Raw genomic sequence first — 16,407 nt, forward strand, 5'->3', positions numbered from 1 at the left:
AGGAGCAACCCCTCATGAGCACCAGCCCCGCCACGGCCGTCACCCCGCTGACCACCGGCGACGCGGAGGTCCTCGTGACCGCCGCCCGCCGTGCCGCCGAAGCCGCGGACGTCACGGTCAGCGTCACCGTCCTCGACGCGGGCGGCCACCTGCTGGCCTTCCGGCGCGACGACCGGGCCGTGCTGATCTCCGGGGAGACCAGCACCCGCAAGGCGTTCACCGCCCTCCAGCTCAACGCCCCGACCGCTGATCTCATCGACGCGGTGCAGCCCGGCGGGCCTTTCCACACCTTGCCCACGGCGCTCGACCGGCCGCTCCTGTTCATCGCGGGCGGCGTGCCCGTCCACCGCGACGGCCGCCTCATCGGTGCGATCGGCGTCGGCGGCGGTGCTCCGGAGCAGGACCACGAGTTTGCTTCGGCGGCCGTGAAGGCCCTCGCGTAGCGAGGCAGGCACCCCCGCAGACGAGCGAAGCCCGCCCCCAAGTGCCAGAAGGCCCATGGCACTTGGGGGCGGGCTTCGACGCTTCGACCGTGGTCTCGCTGGGGTGGACGCCTGCTCAGCCCGCGGCCACTGTCAGCGGCGCGAATCGGCGGGTCCAGTCGCCGGGCAGTTCCTGAATGCCGTACGTCATCACGGCGTTGAAGGCGACTTGCTCCAGGCCGCGCTCCTTCGCCCAGGTCAGCAGTTCCTCGTGGCGTACGTCGATGTCGGTGCGCAGCGGTCGGTCGGTGCGGGCGCCGAGCGAGGCGATGAGTGCCTTCGCCGTCTCCGTGTCGCGGGCGATCAAGGGGCCGACGACGTGGGTGTCCATGTTCGGCCACGCGCCCGCGTAGCCGATGATCTCGCCGTCCGCCTCCGCGACCCTGAGCTGGTCGGTGAAGGCCGGCAGACGGGTGAGGACGTGCGTGCGGTCCAGGCCGAAGACTTCGGTGTCGAGCCTGACGAGGGTGGGCAGGTCCTCCGCGGTCGCCGTCCGGGTGGTGATGCCGGGAGTCTCGTCGGCCGAGGCTTCGGGCCGGAAACGACCGCGGATCATTTCGGCGCGGCCGGTCGTCTTGAAGCCGAGCTGCTCGTAGAGAGGGCGGCCGTTCGGCGTCGCGTGCAGGGTGAGCGGGGTGGTGCCCGCGGACTCGGTGACGTAGCGCATCAGATGGCGCCCGATGCCCTTGCGGGCATGGCGCTCGGCGACCAGCACCATGCCGATCGCCGAGAGTCCGGGGTTCTCAAGGGGTCCGTACTGGGTCACGACGCACGCGGCAATCAGGCCGGGGCGGTCGGGGTCGTCGATGCCGTAGCCCGTTCCGGCCGAGAGCAGCAGGCCCCATTTGTGTTCTTCACGGGGCCAGCCGCGGTCCTCGGACAGATCGGCGCAGGCCGCGAGATCGCGGGGAGTCAGCCTGCGGATGGGCAGTGCGGAGAGGGTAGGTGTCGACACGCCGGTCAGGCTGTCTGACGCATGACCTCGGCGTCCACCTTTTTGTGGGTAGAAGCACGTTGCTTTTGGCCAAGTTGTTTCTGGTCGGACTTGTGAGTGGCGCGCAGGCGGCGGCCGCGGCGGGTCAAGCCCCAGGGCTTGAGGACCGAGATGATCGTCATGAAGAGGTAGGCGCTCAGCGAGACGATGGGCCCGGCGATGAGGTCGGATGCGCTGGCCAGCGGTTCTCCGGCGGCCACCGTCGCGACGTTGTCGTTGATGCCCGGGCGCAGCGCGAAGGTCGACGCGACAGTGGTGGCCAGGGTCAGCCAGAACTTCGTATAGACCCAGCGGTGGCGGGCGAGCCCCCATGGGGTACCCAGCGAGAGCACGAGACCGCTCAGCAGGGTGAGGAAGGCCAGGGGGAGTACGAGCCAGTCGGTGAAGACCTTCATCGCGCGGACGGAGGCCTCGATGGTCGGGGCGGAATCGGTGGTGATCGCGGCCGCGGCGAGTGCGACGAGTCCGAGCGTGAGCCCGAGCCAGCCGGCGGCGGCTGCGACATGGACGACGAGGGTGGCCCGGCGTGCGGGGCGGCTTAGTTTCACGTGAAACACGGTGCCGGGAAGCGTGGTCCGGGGCGTCTGACAGCGGGAGTAACCCCGGGTACTAGCCTCGGCGTACATGGCACGCCTGCATCTCTTCGACTTGGACGGAACGCTGCTGTACGGCACCGCCGCGCCCGTGGAGATCTCCCGTCAGCTAGGCCTGGACCAGGAGATCGAGGAGCTGGAGCGGGACTTCGTCGCGGGGAGTATTGACTCCGGTGAATACGCGGTGCGCGTGCATGCCCTCTGGGCGGACCTCACCGACGCCCATGTGACGGCGGCCTTCGACGGGGCTCCCTGGCTGGCGGGCATACGGGACACGTGGGCCGAGATCCGCGCGAAGGGCGACTACTGCGCCGTTGTCTCGCTGTCACCGTCGTTCTTCGTGGAGCGGCTGCTGGAGTGGGGCGCCCATGCCGCGTACGGCTCGCGGTTCCCGGCTGTGCCGTTCGCCGAGCCCGTGAATCCCGCGGGCATTCTCAACGCGGCGGCCAAGGTGGAGATCGCGAACCGGCTCTGTGAAGAGTTCGGGGTGGGCCGGGCCGATTGCGTCGCGTACGGAGACTCGCTGTCCGACCTGGACCTGTTCGCCGCAATGCCCGTTTCGGTCGCGGTCAATGCGGATCCGCGGCTGGTCGGCCTGGCCACGCATGCGTATGTCGGGCGCGATTTGTGGAAGGCGTACGAATTGGTGCGCACGCCGGTATTCGAGGCAATTGATGGGGACGGACCCTTGAATTCCGAGTGAAGGAAGGGTACTTGTGCGCAGGACGGCGGCCGGTATGGTCGACTCCGGTTCAAGCCAGGGGCGGAGAGGGTTCGAGCCAGGGGCGTGGGAGGCGTAACCGAGAGGCCTAGGGGCGTGGGAGACGCGTATTCGAGGGGGCGCGGGCGCAGATCAACAAAGCTTAACGGGGCGAAGAGATCGAGAACCCGTACTTCCGGCTTTGCGCTCCGCACAGGGGGCGCGGCTGCGACGCTGCGGGTGAGGTGGCTGCGGCCAATGTCACATTCTTTCCCTACTTGTCCGTAGGCCTTGAGGCGCCAGGGTTCAATGTGGCTGTCATGGCTGCCGAGGTGAAGCGGGGAAAGCACGCAGCTTCCGGTGAGGAAGTGCACGGACCGACTGAGAGATGTTCGAGGCGAGGCACACAGCATGGACGCTCCGACCACCACGTCGGCGGGCAACGGCACTTCCGGGAGCAACGGAGGCTCTGGCGGCTGGTTCACGCCGCGCAGGCCGCCGAAGAGCCAGGAGGGGGCGGAGTCGCCTCACGCGGCGGAGCGGGCTGAGCCGGCTGCCGAGCCCGGTGCCGAACCCGGGGCCGCACCCGGCAACGGGCAGCGGGAGTCGCCGTCCGGGCGCCGGGTGTCGGCGATACGGCCACGCGCCGGGTTCGGCGCGGTGGGCGGTGCGGAGCCTGGGGCCGAGCGAATACCTGCGCCCGCGCCGGAGTCGCACGGGGCCTACGCGGCGCCTGAGCCGCGCGAGACGCAGGCGGGGGCCGAGCCGCAGGAGACCTACGCCGAAGACGTGACGTACGCGGACGAGGACGTCACGCACACGGTGGCCGAGGACGAGGTCGACCCCGAGGCCAGGCTCCTGGAGGAGCCTGTCGAACCTGCGCAGCCCTTCGAAGCCGTCCAGCCTGAAGTCGTCCACGGGGACGCCGTCGAAGCCGCCGACGCCGAAGACCACACCGACGCCGACAACGAGACCGCAGCAAAGGGTTCCGGAGCCGACATCAAGGCCAACGCTGCTGAGGCCGTGGCCGGAACTACCCCCGACGACCCCGCCGAACCCGCCCCCCATCGCCCGGACGCCTCCCCCGACGCCGTCCGAGTGCAGCGCACGATGGCCGAGATCGCACCCGTCTCCGACAAGGTCACCTCGTACTTCTACGCGCTCCTGTTCACCCGCCACCCGGACCTGCGCGGCCTGTTCCCCGCCGCCATGGACACCCAGCGCGACCGCCTGCTCAAGGCGCTGCTGACCGCCGCGGAGCACATCGACCACGCCGACGTACTCGTCACCTATCTACGCAATCTAGGCCGCGGACACCGCAAGTACGGCACCCAGGCCGAGCACTATCCGGCCGTCGGCGAGTGCCTGATCGGCGCGCTGAGCCGCTACGCGAGCGCCGTGTGGGACGACGAGACGGAGGCCGCCTGGGTCCGGGCGTACACGACGATCTCCCAGGTCATGATCGACGCGGCCGCCGAGGACGAACTGCGCGCGCCCGCCTGGTGGTACGCGGAGGTCGTCTCGCACGATCTCAGGACGCCGGACATCGCTGTCATCACCGTCCGCCCCGACCAGCCCTACCCGTTCCTGGCGGGCCAGTACACGAGCCTGGAGACACCCTGGTGGCCGCGCATCTGGCGGCACTACTCCTTCGCGGCTGCTCCCCGCTCCGACGGGCTGCTCTCCTTCCATGTGAAGGCGATCCCGGCCGGCTGGGTCTCCAACGCGCTGGTGCACCACGCCCGGCCCGGTGACGTGGTCCGGCTCGGCCCGCCGGCCGGTTCCATGACCGTGGACCACTCGACCGACAGCGGGCTGCTCTGTCTGGGCGGCGGCACGGGCATCGCGCCCATCAAGGCACTCGTCGAGGACGTCGCCGAGCACGGCAGGCGACGCCCGGTCGAGGTCTTCTACGGCGCGCGCACCGATCACGACCTGTACGACATCGACACGATGCTGCGCCTGCAGCGAACCCACCCGTGGCTGGCCGTCCGCCCCGTCGTCGACAACCGGGCCCAACTGCCCGACGCGGTGCGGGAGTACGGCCCGTGGAACGAGTACGACGCGTATCTCTCGGGTCCGCCCGGGATGATCCGCAGCGGTGTGGACGCGCTGCGGGACGTGGGCATACCGGTGGGCCGCATCCGGCACGACTCGGTGGAGGAACTCGTCGCGGCGGGCCACTAGCCCACGCGTACCCCCGCGCCCAGCGCTCAGGGGAGGGCTCGGAGCTCAGCCCAGGTCAGGCGCATGCATCGCACGCACGCCCTCGATGTTGCCGTCCAGATAGTGCCGCAGTGACAGCGGTACGAGATGGACCGAGGCGATTCCGACCCGGGTGAACGGCACCCGCACGATCTCGTACTCACCGGCCGGGTCCTCGACCTCGGGCCCGTGCCGCTGCGCCGTGTCCATGGACTCCAGGCGGCAGACGAAGAAGTGCTGCACCTTCACGCCGGTCGCGCCGCCGTCCTCGCCGATGTGCTCGACCGTGTCCACGAAGCACGGCACCACATCGGTGATCTTGGCGCCCAGTTCCTCGTGCACTTCCCGGTGGAGCGCGTCGATGACGGTCGCGTCCTCCGCCTCGACACCGCCGCCAGGAGTGACCCAGTACGGATCCACGCCGGGCTTGGTCCGCTTGATCAGGATCAGGTCGTCCCCGTCGAGGAGGACGGCACGTGCGGTGCGCTTGACCACGGGTCGGACGGTCATGGGAGAAATGTGGCCCGGACTGTTCCACGTGAAACATCGCGGGCCCGCCGGGACCGCTCTCAGGTCCAGTCGGCGGCAGCGCGCAGCAGCCACTCGTGCGCCCGCGCGATATGCGGCATGGCGAGTGTGCCGGTGCGTACGACGAGGAAGTACGTCCGCAGCGGCGGCACCGCCGGATCGAGCAGCGCCACGACGTCGCCACGCTCCAGCGCGGTGGCGCTCAGATAGCGGGGCAGCACGGCGAGCCCGGCGCCCGTGGTCACGCAGGCGAGCACCGCCCGCAGATCCGGCACGATCACGGCGCCCGACGCGGCCGGGCGGGAGTCGAAGACGGCGGCCCAGTAGCGCGAGACGAGCGGCAGCGACTCGTGCACCTCCACCACCGGCAGGTTCTCCACCGTGACGGCGCCCTTGCGGCGCAGTTTGCCGGGGCCGATCCGGGCGGCCCAGCGGGGCGCGGCGACCAGTACGTGTTCCTCGTCGCACAGGGGCGTCGCGGTGAGCAGCGCGCCGCGCGGGCGGGCCGTGGTGATGGCGAGGTCGTGGTGCCCGGCGGCGAGCCCCTCCAGGACCTCCTCGGCGTTGCCGAACGACGCGCGCAGCGCGAAGCCCTGCCCGTCGTGGCCGGTCAGCGCGGTGAGGGCCGGCAGGGCGCGTTCGGCCGTGAATTCCGGTGGCCCGGCCAGATGGAGCGTACGGACCGACGAGTCCTCGTCGAGCCCGGCCTCGGCGATCTCGACGAGCGCGTCGAGGTGCGGGGCGGCCTTGTGGGCGAGTTCGTCGCCCATGGTCGTGGGGGTCACGCCGCGGGCCTGGCGCAGGAAGAGCGGGCGGCCGAGCTGCCGCTCCAGCGTGCGGATCTGCGAGGTCACCGCGGGCTGGGACAGACCGAGGAGGGCCGCCGCACGCGTGAAGGAGCCGGCTCGGTGCACGGTCACGAATGTGCGCAACAGGGCCAGATCCATGTCGCCACCCTCTTCTCCAGTCGGCCCCCGGCGCCCGCCCAACTATAAATTTGTCGATAGGTTGCTGTCGCTACTGTGATTGGACACTGACACAGAGTCAACTAGCCTTGTTCGCGCGGTTCTTCGCGCGCGGAACCGGGGCGGTCCGAGCCACGAGGGGGGAGGCTCGGACCGTCTGTTGTACGTAGCGAGCTCCCGTACGGAGCGAGCTCCCGTACGCGGTCAGTTCGCCGTCGGCCCGCGATCCCGCAGATCCGCCGTCTCGTCCAGTGCGCGCAGCACGTCCGCGACCAGATCCTCGGCGTCCTCCGCGCCGGCGGAGAAGCGGATGAAGCCCTCCGCCACCGCGTCGCCGCCCCACCGTCCGCGCCGCTCGGCCGTGGACCGTACGCCGCCGAAGCTGGTCGCGTCGTCCACGAGCCGCAGTGCCGCGAGGAAACGCTCGGCACGCGCGCGTGAAGGCAGTTCGAACGACACCACGCACCCGAAGCGCCGCATCTGCTTCTCCGCGATCTTGTACGCGGGGTCGTCCGGCAGCCCCGGATAGCGCAGGCCGGTCACCTCGGGGCGGTCGCGCAGCGCCTCGGTGAGAGCGAGGGCGTTGGCGTTCTGCCGGTCGACGCGGAGCTGGAGCGTGGCGAGTGAGCGGTGGGCGAGCCAGGTTTCCATGGGCCCCGGAATGGCCCCGACGATCTTGCGCCAGCGCCGTACCGCGGCCGTCAGCTCGGCGTCGCGGCAGGTCACGTACCCGAGGAGCAGATCGCCGTGCCCAGTGAGCTGCTTGGTGCCGCTGGCCACGGAGAAGTCGGCGCCGAGCTCCAGGGGGCGCTGGCCGAGCGGGGTGGCGAGGGTGTTGTCGACGGCGACGAGGGCGCCGCGCGCGTGGGCGGCGTCGGCGAGGCGGCGGATGTCGCACACGTCGAGGCCCGGGTTGGACGGCGTCTCGATCCACAGGAGGCGGGCGCCGTCGAGCACGTCGAGCTGCGCGTCACCGCCGGTGGGCGCGGTACGGACCTCGATGCCGTACGCCGTGAGCTGCTCGCGCACTAGGGGCAACGCCTGATAGCCGTCGTCCGGCAGCACCACGGCGTCGCCCGCGCGCAACTGGGAGAAGAGCACGGCGGAGATCGCGGCCATTCCGGAAGCGAAGACCAGCGTTTCCACGGCCGGGGAGCTGATGTGATCCGCGTCGCCCGCCGCCGGGGAGCTGGTGGGGTCCGCGTCGCCCACTGCAAGGGAGCCGGAAGGGTCTGCGTCGCCCGCTGCCGACGGGGACTCGAGCTCCCCGATGGCGCGCTCCAGATGGGTCCAGGTCGGGTTGTCGTCGCGGCCGTACGTGTACGGGCCCGTCGGCTCGCCGGGGAGGTGGTAGTGGGCCGCGAACACCGGGCCCGGCAGCGGCGGTTCGTACTTCGCGGGCTCAGGGAGACCGGCCCGCACCGCCCGGGTGCCGTCGCCGGTCCGTGGTGCCGGGGTGGCCTCGCCGGACCGCGTGCGGTCGGTCGCGGGCTCCGGTATGCGCTCCGGGTCCGTCATGCCGCTCGTCCTTCCACCGCGTCCCGTACCGCGTCGAGCAGGCCCTCGCTCGCCGCCTCCACCATTGTCAGGCACTCCTCGAAGCCGTCGGCGCCCCCGTAGTACGGATCGGGCACGTCCGGATCGCCGTACGCCGAGGGGTCGTACGAGCGCAGCAGGCGCACCTTGTCCGCGTCCGCGGGGGTCGGCGCCAGGCGGCGCAGGGAGCGCTGGTGGCCGCGGTCCAGGGCGATGACCAGGTCGAGCCGGGCGAACCAGTCCGCCCGGAACCGGCGGGCCACGTGGTCGGTGCCGAAGCCGGCGGCCTCCAGGACGGCGACAGTGCGTGGGTCGGCGCCGTCGCCCTCGTGCCAGCCGTCGGTGCCCGCGCTGTCCACCACGACGAGCCCGTCGAGTCCCGCGTCGCGCACCCGCGCGCGGAAGACCGACTCGGCCATGGGTGAGCGGCAGATGTTGCCGGTGCACACGAAGCACACGGCGAACGGCGCCCGGGCGGACGGGGTGGACGGCGCGGACGCGGAGGCGCGGGGCATGGGTGAGTCAGTCCTTGTGGTCGGGGAGGGCGACGTTCAGCGCCCAGGACACGATCGAGATGATCAGGCCGCCCAGTACGGCGGTCCAGAACCCCTCGACATGGAAGCTGACGTCGAGTTTCTCCGCCAGCCAGGACGTGAGCAGCAGCATCAGGGCGTTGACCACCAGGGTGATCAGGCCGAGCGTCAGGATGAACAGGGGGAAGGTCAGGACCTTCACCACGGGCTTGACCAGGAAGTTCACCAGGCCGAACAGCAGCGCGACCACGAGCAGCGTGAGGGTCTTCTCGCCCGTGCTGTCGCCGGTGAGCGTGATCTTGTCAAGCACCCACACGGCGACGGCCAGGGCCACTGCGTTGGCGATCGTCTTGACTACGAAATTCTTCATGTGTCTGATCGTGGCAGACGTGAGGAAACAGTGGTCGGTCCACGACCTGGGGCAAGGGGCGTACGAGGGCGATGAAGGCATTCCGACTGGACGAGCTGGAGGCGGAGCGGGCCGCGAACGACGGCGCCTATCTGCAGTTTCTGCGGGAGCGGAACATGTCGGTCGGGCTCTACGCGCTGAACGCGGGCGAGAGCGACCCGCAGCAGCCGCACCGGCAGGATGAGGTGTACATGGTTGTCAGCGGCCGCGCGTCGATCACGGTGGGGATGGAGACGACGGAGGTCGCGCGCGGCAGTGTCGTGTACGTGCCGGCCGGGGTGCCCCACAAGTTCCACCACATCAGCGAGGACCTGCGGGTCCTTGTCGTCTTCTCGCCGCCGGAGCGGTGACGCGGCTGCGGCCGGCCCGGAGGCCGCCGACCTGGGCGCGGCTGCCTCAGGGCCGCGTCCTCGGGGTTCCCTAGGGGACGAGTCAGGGGAGTACAAGGGATCGCACGGCCCCGAACTGGCCTTTTCCGACCTAGCATCGAATGCGTGAGATGGGAAATCTGCACAGAAGCGGAGTTCCCCGAATCTGCGAGAAAGGTAAGGGCGAGGGCTATGCGAGAGATCTTCGCGGGTATGCCGTGGTGGGTGAAGTGGATCGCGGTGCCGGTCGTCGCCCTGGTCGTCTTCGGCGGTCTGATAGCGAGCGTGATCGGCTTCGTCTTCGGCCTGCTCTTCAAGCTGCTGCTCTTCGTGGCCTTGGTCGGCGGACTCGTCTATGTCGTACGGAAGTTCATATCCGGCTCGTCCTCGTCACGCAGCGACTGGTGATCGACACGCGGCGAACGCCGAAAGGGGAAGCAAGGGTTCCCTCCCCTGGGGGAAGTTTCCCGCCAGGGCGCTTGCCACCGGTGGCCAAGGGTTAGAGTCCGAAAACCGACGCGGGGGAATCCCCGCAGGCGGGCCCACTGCCCCTACCCGTGACCTCCGGGCGCGGGTGGACCCCCATGTGCTTCGGGAGTGACCCATGGCCTCGGTTGACGACGCACCCGCTGACGTCCAGCCCACCGTCCCCCCGGGCGAGGCAACTTCGGGCGACGGGCCGTCAACCGGCGCCCCGTCGGCGGGGGTTGGCCCTTCCGCTGTCGGCCCCACCCTCATCGGCTCCGTGCAGCGGGCGATGCGCCTGCTCGAGGCGGCCGCCTCGCACCCCGGCGGTGCGCCCGCGAAGCAACTGGCCCGCGAGGCGGGCTTGGCGCTCCCGACGGCGTACCACCTGCTGCGGACGCTGAACCACGAAGGCTATCTGCGCCGGGAGAAAGGGGTGTTCGTGCTCGGCGAGGCGGCCGAGCGGCTGAGTACGGGAGCGGCGGAGCAGCATCGTCGCCTCATGATCGGTGAAACTCTGGCGCACTGGCGTGATGTCATCGGCGTGCCCGTGTACTTCGCCATCTACCGGGACGGCGAGATCGAGGTCGTGTCCGTCGCCGACACCTCCGGCAATCCGGCCGTCGAGGAGTGGGCCGACTTCCGCGAGACCGGTCACGCCCACGCGATCGGCCAGTGCCTGCTCGCCCAACTCGACGACAAGGCACGGCGGGACCACCTGGACCGCCACCCGGTCCGCTCCCTGACGCCGAACACGGTGCGTGACGATCGGGCGCTGCTGCGGCGGCTGGACGCGATGGGCCGGATGACGCCGGTGGTGGAGTATCAGGAGTACGCGCTGGGGACGGTCTGCGCGGCCATTCCGATCACCGTGGGCACTACGGCGGCCACGATGGCCATCTCCGTCCCCTCCTCGCAGGCGGACCGATTGCTGCCGGCGACGCGCCGGTTGCAGGAGGAGATCGGAAAGCTAGTAGGGACACTCGCCTTCTCTATCAGCATCTGAAAACTCACTCCTTGTGATCTGGTGTGTACGTTAAGCAAGATGCCGTGAGTGTCAGGGAGTTGGTTCCTGCCACCAGAGGGCTAGTGACGGGGTAGGCGGCGATGCGAGAGTCGGTCCAGGCAGAGGTCATGATGAGTTTCCTTGTGTCGGAGGAGCTGTCGTTCCGCATCCCGGTGGAGCTGCGGTACGAGACGCGCGATCCCTATGCCGTGCGGCTGACCTTCCACCTCCCCGGCGATGTCCCGGTGACCTGGGCCTTCGGGCGGGAGCTCCTGGTGGACGGGGTGGGCAGGGCGTGCGGGGACGGGGATGTGCGCATCGCGCCGACCGACCCCGAGCAGCTGGAGGAAGCGCTGATCCGGCTTCAAGTGGGCCATGATCAGGCGTTGTTCAGGGTGGGCATTCCGCCGCTGCTCGCCTTCCTCGACCGGACGGACAAGCTGGTGCCGCTGGGACAGGAGCGGACACTGGTCGACTTCGAGACGCATCTCGACGAGGCCCTGGACCGGATCCTCGCGGAGCAGAGCGCGGGCTGACCCGGCTCGGGTTCAACGGGCCCTGGATGCTGGCGGATCAGGGCATTTCATGGCATCGGCGCGGGTTCACGTCTTGCGGCGGCGGCCCTTTCCGCCCAGGGAGGGAAGGCGGGGAGCGGGTCGGCCGGAGGGGACGGGGGATGTGGGACCCGATGGGGCCAGAGGGGCGGCTGTCGGCGCGGTGGCGGGGCCGGAGCGGTCGGCGGAGACGACCAGCGCCGCGAGCGCGGTGGTGACGGGGACGGAGGCGACGAGGCCGATGGAGCCGATGAGGGTGCGCACGATCTCCTCGGCGACGAGCTCGCTGTTGGCGACGGTGCCGACGCTGCTCTGGGCGATGGAGAAGAGCAGCAGAAGGGGCAGGGCGGCGCCCGCGTAGGCGAGGACGAGGGTGTTGACGACCGAGGCGATGTGGTCGCGGCCGATGCGGATGCCCGCGCGGTACAGGCCGCGCCAGCCCATCGTCGGGTTGGCCTGGTGGAGTTCCCAGACGGCGGAGGTCTGGGTGACGGTGACGTCGTCGAGCACGCCGAGGGAGCCGATGATGACGCCGGCGAGCAGCAGGCCGCTCATGTCGATGTCGGGATAGAGGCCGTGGATCAGGCCGGTGTTGTCGTCCGTGTTGCCGGTCAGGGCGGCCCAGCCGATGAACAGGGAGCCGAGCAGGCCGATGAGCAGGAGGGAGATCAGGGTGCCGAGCACCGCGACGGATGTGCGCGCGGTCAGGCCGTGGCACATATAGAGCGCGCAGAGCATGATGGCGCTCGCGCCGATCACGGCGACGACCAGGGGGTTCGAGCCCTGCAGGATCGCCGGGAGGATGAAGAAGGTCAGGACCAGGAAGCTCACGGCGAGGGCGACCAGGGCCATGACGCCGCGCATCCGTCCCACGACGACGACCGCCAGCGCGAAGATGCCGGCGAGCAGGGCCATGGGGAACTTGCGGTTCACGTCGGTGACCGAGTACTGCAAGCCTTCGGGGGCCTTGGGCTCATAGGCGACCACCACGCCCTGGCCCTTGTGCAGTTGGCGGGGCGAGTCCGGCTGGATGACCTCGGTGAAGGTGCGGCCCTTGTCCGGGCCGCTGGTGACCTTGATCGTGGCCCTCCCGCAGGTGCCCTCCGCGCGGGACTGCGCGGACTGGCCCTCGGGGGTGGAGGTGTCGCCGTTCGGCGGGGTCTGCGAGGCGTTCAGGTCCTTGCAGGGGAGCTTCTCCAGCTTCGCCACGGTGGCCGACTGGGTCTGCCGGTCGAAGCCGACTCCGGTGCGTTCGTGGTCCGGGGCGCCGCCGGGCCACAGCACCACGAGGCCGACGAGGACGGCGGTGGCGAAGGGGATCAGGACGGCGGCGATGACCTTGCGAAGATGCTGGGAGACGGGGGCGGCAGGGCCGTGGCTGTGCGTATGGCCGTGCGGCTCCGGGGTGGGGGGCCCGGTGGGCGGCGGTGTGGTGGTCACGGCCCGATCATCGCAAGAACGACGGGGGCCCTCTGTTCACCGCGCCCGATATGACGCTAGCGTGGAGGCACCTTTGCAATCGCGGGAGCTCGGAGCACCGGGCTGAGAGGGCGCTGACCTCCGTACGAACGGGCAGGAACCGGTTCGGACCGTACGGAAACCGCTGCGTCGACCGCCGAACCTGTTACCGGGTAATGCCGGCGTAGGGAGTAGGTCTCATGACCACATCGGACGCACGCACGCCTGCCTCCAGCACCGAGGGTGCTGAGGGCGGGAAGTCCATCGGCTGGCACAAGGCGTACGTGACGGGCCCGGAGGGCTCGCGCTCGGACCTGCGTGTGCCGGTCCGCCAGGTGCACCTCACCAACGGCAAGGCCGTGACGCTGTACGACACGTCGGGGCCGTACACCGACCCCGCCATCGACACCGACGTCCGCAGGGGCCTCGCGCCGCTCCGGGAGAACTGGATCATCGCCCGCGGCGACACCGAGGAGTACGCGGGCCGCCCGGTCCGCCCCGAGGACGACGGCATCAAGCACACCTCGCCGCGCGGGGGCCTCAGGAACCTCGACGCGGTCTTCCCCGGCCGCCCGCGCCAGCCGCGCCGGGGCCGCGCGGGCCAGGCGGTGACGCAGCTCGCGTACGCGCGGCGCGGGGAGATCACCCCGGAGATGGAGTACGTGGCCATTCGGGAGAACATGGCGCCCGAGGTCGTACGGGACGAGATCGCCGCGGGCCGGGCCGTGCTGCCCGCGAACGTGAACCACCCGGAGATCGAGCCGATGGTCATCGGCAAGAAGTTCCTGGTGAAGGTCAACGCCAACATCGGCAACTCCGCGGTCACCTCCTCCATCGAGGAGGAGGTGGACAAGATGACGTGGGCGACCCAGTGGGGCGCGGACACGGTCATGGACCTGTCCACCGGCCGCAACATCCACACGACCCGCGAGTGGGTCCTGCGCAACTCCCCCGTGCCGATCGGCACGGTGCCGCTCTACCAGGCCCTGGAGAAGGTCGACGGCAAGGCCGAGGAGCTGAGCTGGGAGATCTACAAGGACACGGTCGTCGAGCAGGCCGAGCAGGGCGTGGACTACATGACGGTGCATGCGGGCGTGCGCCTTCCGTACGTCCCGCTGACCGCGAACCGGAAGACCGGCATCGTCTCCCGCGGCGGCTCGATCATGGCGGCGTGGTGCCTCGCGCACCACAAGGAGAGCTTCCTGTACGAGCACTTCGAGGAGCTGTGCGAGATCCTCGCGGCGTACGACGTGACGTACTCGCTCGGCGACGGGCTGCGGCCCGGGTCGATCGCGGACGCCAACGACGAAGCGCAGTTCGCGGAGTTGCGCACGCTCGGGGAACTCAATCAGATCGCCAAGCGTCACCACGTACAGACGATGATCGAGGGCCCGGGCCACGTCCCGATGCACAAGATCAAGGAGAACATCGACCTCCAGCAGGAGATCTGCGAGGAGGCGCCGTTCTACACCCTCGGCCCGCTGACCACGGACATCGCGCCCGCGTACGACCACATCACCTCCGGCATCGGCGCCGCGATGATCGGCTGGTGGGGCACGGCGATGCTCTGCTACGTGACGCCGAAGGAGCACCTGGGCCTGCCCAACCGCGACGACGTGAAGACCGGCGTCATCACGTACAAGATCGCGGCGCACGCGGCGGACCTCGCCAAGGGCCACCCGGGCGCGCAGGACTGGGACGACGCGCTCTCGGACGCGCGCTTCGAGTTCCGCTGGGAGGACCAGTTCAACCTCGCCCTGGACCCGGTCACGGCACGGGAGTTCCACGACGAGACGCTGCCGGCGGAGCCCGCGAAGACGGCGCACTTCTGCTCGATGTGCGGGCCGAAGTTCTGCTCGATGAAGATCTCGCAGGACATCCGGCGTGAACATGGCACCACGCAGACGGAGATCGAGGAGGGCATGGAGCAGAAGTCCAAGGAGTTCGCGGCGGCGGGGAACCGGGTCTACTTGCCCCTGGCCGAGTGAGTCCGTCCTGTCATCCGGCTGTGCGCTGCGCTCGTTGGGCGTGCGGGCGCAGCCGGTTGCGGGAAAAGGGGACGGCCGTCGACGGTGGTCCTGTGACACCGGGCTCGGCAGACTGGCCGTATGACAGCCAGTAGTTCCCTGAGCAAGGGTGCCAACCTTCCCGTCGGCCCTCCCGCGGTACGCGCCGAGCTCGCCTGGTCCGAGGGGCCAGGCGTGCCCGCCGCCGATGCCTCGGCGTTGCTGCTCACCGCGGCCGGACGCGTGCGTGACGACGGCGACTTCGTCTTCTACAACCAGCCGCGGCACACCTCCGACACCGTGCGGCACCTGGGCAAACACAGCGCCGCCGGGGTCACGACGGACACAGTCGAAGTGGACCTGCACGCCCTGGAGCCGGCGGTCGAGCGGGTGTTGCTCTGCGCCTCGGCCGACGGCGGCACGTTCGGGCAGATGTCCGGGCTCACGCTGCGGCTGCTCGACGCGGCCACGCAGGCCGAGCTCGCCCGCTTCGACATGACGGCGACGACGGAGACGGCGTTCATAGGCGGCGAGTTGTATCTGCGCGGCGGGCAGTGGAAGTTCCGCGCGGTGGGGCAGGGGTACGCTTCCGGACTCGCCGGGCTTGCCACGGACTTCGGGATCACCGTGGACGATGCTCCTGCGGCTCCTGCGGCTCCTGCGGCTCCTGCGGCTCCTGCGGCTCCTGCACCTCCGGCCGCCCACGCCGCCCCGGCGGCCGCCGCCGCACCCACCCCGCCACCCCCCGGCCCTCGCCTCATCAAGGGCGAGGAGCAGCTCCCCGTGGACATGCGCAAGCGCCTGTCGCTGCGCAAGGAGCAGGTGGCGGTCAGTCTGCGCAAGCACGGTGCGGAGGGGGTCGCGGCGCGCGTCATCCTCGTACTCGACGCCTCCGGGTCGATGTCGTTGCTGTACTCGAAGGGCATCGTGGCCGACGTGGTGGAGCGCATGGCCGCCGTGGCCGCGCAGTTGGACGACGACGGCGAGATGCAGGCGTGGACGTTCGCCTCGCACCCGGCCCGGCTGCCCGATCTGACCATCGGCGAACTCCCCGACTGGCTGCGGTTGCATGTACGCGTCGGTGAGGTGGGCCTCTTCTACCGTCCCGGCAAGCGCAAGAAGGGCCTGCGGGACGATCAGGTCGACATGCGGTCGGTCGGCATCCAGAACGAGGAACAGAAGGTGATTGCCCAGGTCCGGGCGTACGTGCGGGAGAACCCGGCCGCGGCCCCCACACTGGTGCTGTTCTTCTCGGACGGCGGTGTCTACCGCAACGCCGAGATCGAGCGGGAGCTCCGAGAAGCGGTGGAGGAGCCGATCTTCTGGCAGTTCGTGGGCCTCGGGCAGTCCAACTACGGAGTCCTGGAACGGTTCGACACGCTGCCGGGCCGCCGCGTCGACAATGTCGGATTCTTCGCGGTGGACGACATCAGTACGGTCCCGGATCCGGAGCTGTACGACCGGCTCCTGTCGGAGTTCCCCGACTGGATGGCCGCCGCGCGCCAGGCCGGAATTCTCTGACCCGAGCGGCACCGGGGCAGTGTCGAGGCCGGGCCTTCGCGCCGCCATCCGCCGACGGCGGCGCGCCAAAGCCCGCACGCGGGG

Annotated in this window: 17 protein-coding genes; 9 read left to right on the forward strand and 8 right to left on the reverse strand. The window is 70.1% G+C overall.

Translation table 11 applies throughout. From position 1 onward, the window contains the following. Nucleotides 1-14: 14 nt before the first annotated feature. Nucleotides 15-443 carry a GlcG/HbpS family heme-binding protein gene (locus AC0KTA_RS18935; RefSeq protein ID WP_481049413.1) on the forward strand — a complete coding sequence of 143 codons (429 nt, stop codon included), beginning with the start codon at nt 15-17 and terminating at the stop codon, nt 441-443. A 115-nt stretch (nt 444-558) separates the two neighbouring features. Here the strand turns inward: AC0KTA_RS18935 and AC0KTA_RS18940 are convergent, their stop codons facing one another. Then, nucleotides 559-1,437, reverse strand: a complete 879-nt coding sequence (locus AC0KTA_RS18940; RefSeq protein ID WP_481049414.1) for a GNAT family N-acetyltransferase — start codon at nt 1,435-1,437, stop codon at nt 559-561. A 5-nt stretch (nt 1,438-1,442) separates the two neighbouring features. After that, a complete protein-coding gene (locus AC0KTA_RS18945; RefSeq protein WP_481049415.1) occupies nt 1,443-2,024 on the reverse strand; it encodes a DUF2269 domain-containing protein in 582 nt (193 codons plus the stop codon). Nucleotides 2,025-2,100: 76 nt separating this feature from the next. On the opposite strand from AC0KTA_RS18945, the gene AC0KTA_RS18950 reads away from it, so the two are divergent. Both AC0KTA_RS18950 and AC0KTA_RS18955 read left to right on the forward strand, forming a co-directional pair. Beyond that, nucleotides 2,101-2,772, forward strand: a complete 672-nt coding sequence (locus tag AC0KTA_RS18950) for an HAD family hydrolase (protein ID WP_481049416.1) — start codon at nt 2,101-2,103, stop codon at nt 2,770-2,772. 408 nt (nt 2,773-3,180) lie between these two features. Beyond that, nucleotides 3,181-4,956, forward strand: a complete 1,776-nt coding sequence (locus AC0KTA_RS18955; RefSeq protein WP_481049417.1) for a globin domain-containing protein — start codon at nt 3,181-3,183, stop codon at nt 4,954-4,956. Nucleotides 4,957-5,001: 45 nt separating this feature from the next. Here the strand turns inward: AC0KTA_RS18955 and AC0KTA_RS18960 are convergent, their stop codons facing one another. The 5 genes from AC0KTA_RS18960 to AC0KTA_RS18980 all read right to left on the reverse strand — a co-directional run bounded on the left by AC0KTA_RS18960 (nt 5,002) and on the right by AC0KTA_RS18980 (nt 8,906). Then, nucleotides 5,002-5,484, reverse strand: coding sequence for an NUDIX domain-containing protein (locus tag AC0KTA_RS18960; protein WP_481049418.1), 483 nt, complete (start codon nt 5,482-5,484; stop codon nt 5,002-5,004). 59 nt (nt 5,485-5,543) lie between these two features. After that, nucleotides 5,544-6,449 (reverse strand): LysR family transcriptional regulator, encoded by a 906-nt coding sequence (locus tag AC0KTA_RS18965; RefSeq protein ID WP_481049419.1) that lies wholly within the window; start codon nt 6,447-6,449, stop codon nt 5,544-5,546. A 222-nt stretch (nt 6,450-6,671) separates the two neighbouring features. Then, nucleotides 6,672-7,985: a cystathionine gamma-lyase gene (locus AC0KTA_RS18970; protein ID WP_481049420.1), complete on the reverse strand. Its 1,314-nt coding sequence runs from the start codon at nt 7,983-7,985 to the stop codon at nt 6,672-6,674. Then, nucleotides 7,982-8,518 (reverse strand): low molecular weight protein-tyrosine-phosphatase, encoded by a 537-nt coding sequence (locus AC0KTA_RS18975; protein WP_481049421.1) that lies wholly within the window; start codon nt 8,516-8,518, stop codon nt 7,982-7,984. Before AC0KTA_RS18975 ends, AC0KTA_RS18970 begins: the two co-directional genes overlap by 4 nt. A 7-nt stretch (nt 8,519-8,525) precedes the next feature. Beyond that, entirely contained in the window at nt 8,526-8,906 is a 381-nt protein-coding gene (locus AC0KTA_RS18980; protein ID WP_481049422.1) for a phage holin family protein, read from the reverse strand. Nucleotides 8,907-8,977: 71 nt separating this feature from the next. Between AC0KTA_RS18980 and AC0KTA_RS18985 the strand changes: the two genes are divergently transcribed. The 4 genes from AC0KTA_RS18985 (at nt 8,978) to AC0KTA_RS19000 (ending at nt 11,320) form a co-directional block, all read left to right on the forward strand. Beyond that, nucleotides 8,978-9,295, forward strand: coding sequence for a cupin domain-containing protein (locus AC0KTA_RS18985; RefSeq protein WP_189731108.1), 318 nt, complete (start codon nt 8,978-8,980; stop codon nt 9,293-9,295). Between the two features lie 210 nt (nt 9,296-9,505). Continuing rightward, nucleotides 9,506-9,721: a DUF5326 family protein gene (locus tag AC0KTA_RS18990; protein ID WP_481049423.1), complete on the forward strand. Its 216-nt coding sequence runs from the start codon at nt 9,506-9,508 to the stop codon at nt 9,719-9,721. A gap of 196 nt (nt 9,722-9,917) precedes the next feature. Then, entirely contained in the window at nt 9,918-10,784 is an 867-nt protein-coding gene (locus AC0KTA_RS18995; RefSeq protein WP_481049424.1) for an IclR family transcriptional regulator, read from the forward strand. 101 nt (nt 10,785-10,885) lie between these two features. Next, nucleotides 10,886-11,320, forward strand: coding sequence for an SsgA family sporulation/cell division regulator (locus AC0KTA_RS19000; protein ID WP_481049425.1), 435 nt, complete (start codon nt 10,886-10,888; stop codon nt 11,318-11,320). A gap of 66 nt (nt 11,321-11,386) precedes the next feature. On the opposite strand, the gene AC0KTA_RS19005 is transcribed toward AC0KTA_RS19000, so the two are convergent. Then, nucleotides 11,387-12,778, reverse strand: coding sequence for a YibE/F family protein (locus tag AC0KTA_RS19005; RefSeq protein ID WP_481049426.1), 1,392 nt, complete (start codon nt 12,776-12,778; stop codon nt 11,387-11,389). A gap of 218 nt (nt 12,779-12,996) precedes the next feature. Between AC0KTA_RS19005 and thiC the strand changes: the two genes are divergently transcribed. Both thiC and AC0KTA_RS19015 read left to right on the forward strand, forming a co-directional pair. Further along, complete coding sequence (gene thiC, locus AC0KTA_RS19010) at nt 12,997-14,784, forward strand: phosphomethylpyrimidine synthase ThiC (RefSeq protein WP_481049427.1); 1,788 nt, start codon at nt 12,997-12,999, stop codon at nt 14,782-14,784. Nucleotides 14,785-14,904: 120 nt separating this feature from the next. Then, a complete protein-coding gene (locus AC0KTA_RS19015) occupies nt 14,905-16,323 on the forward strand; it encodes a VWA domain-containing protein (protein WP_481049428.1) in 1,419 nt (472 codons plus the stop codon). Nucleotides 16,324-16,407 lie beyond the last annotated feature (84 nt).

This window comes from Streptomyces sp. Y309 (genome assembly GCF_056712025.1).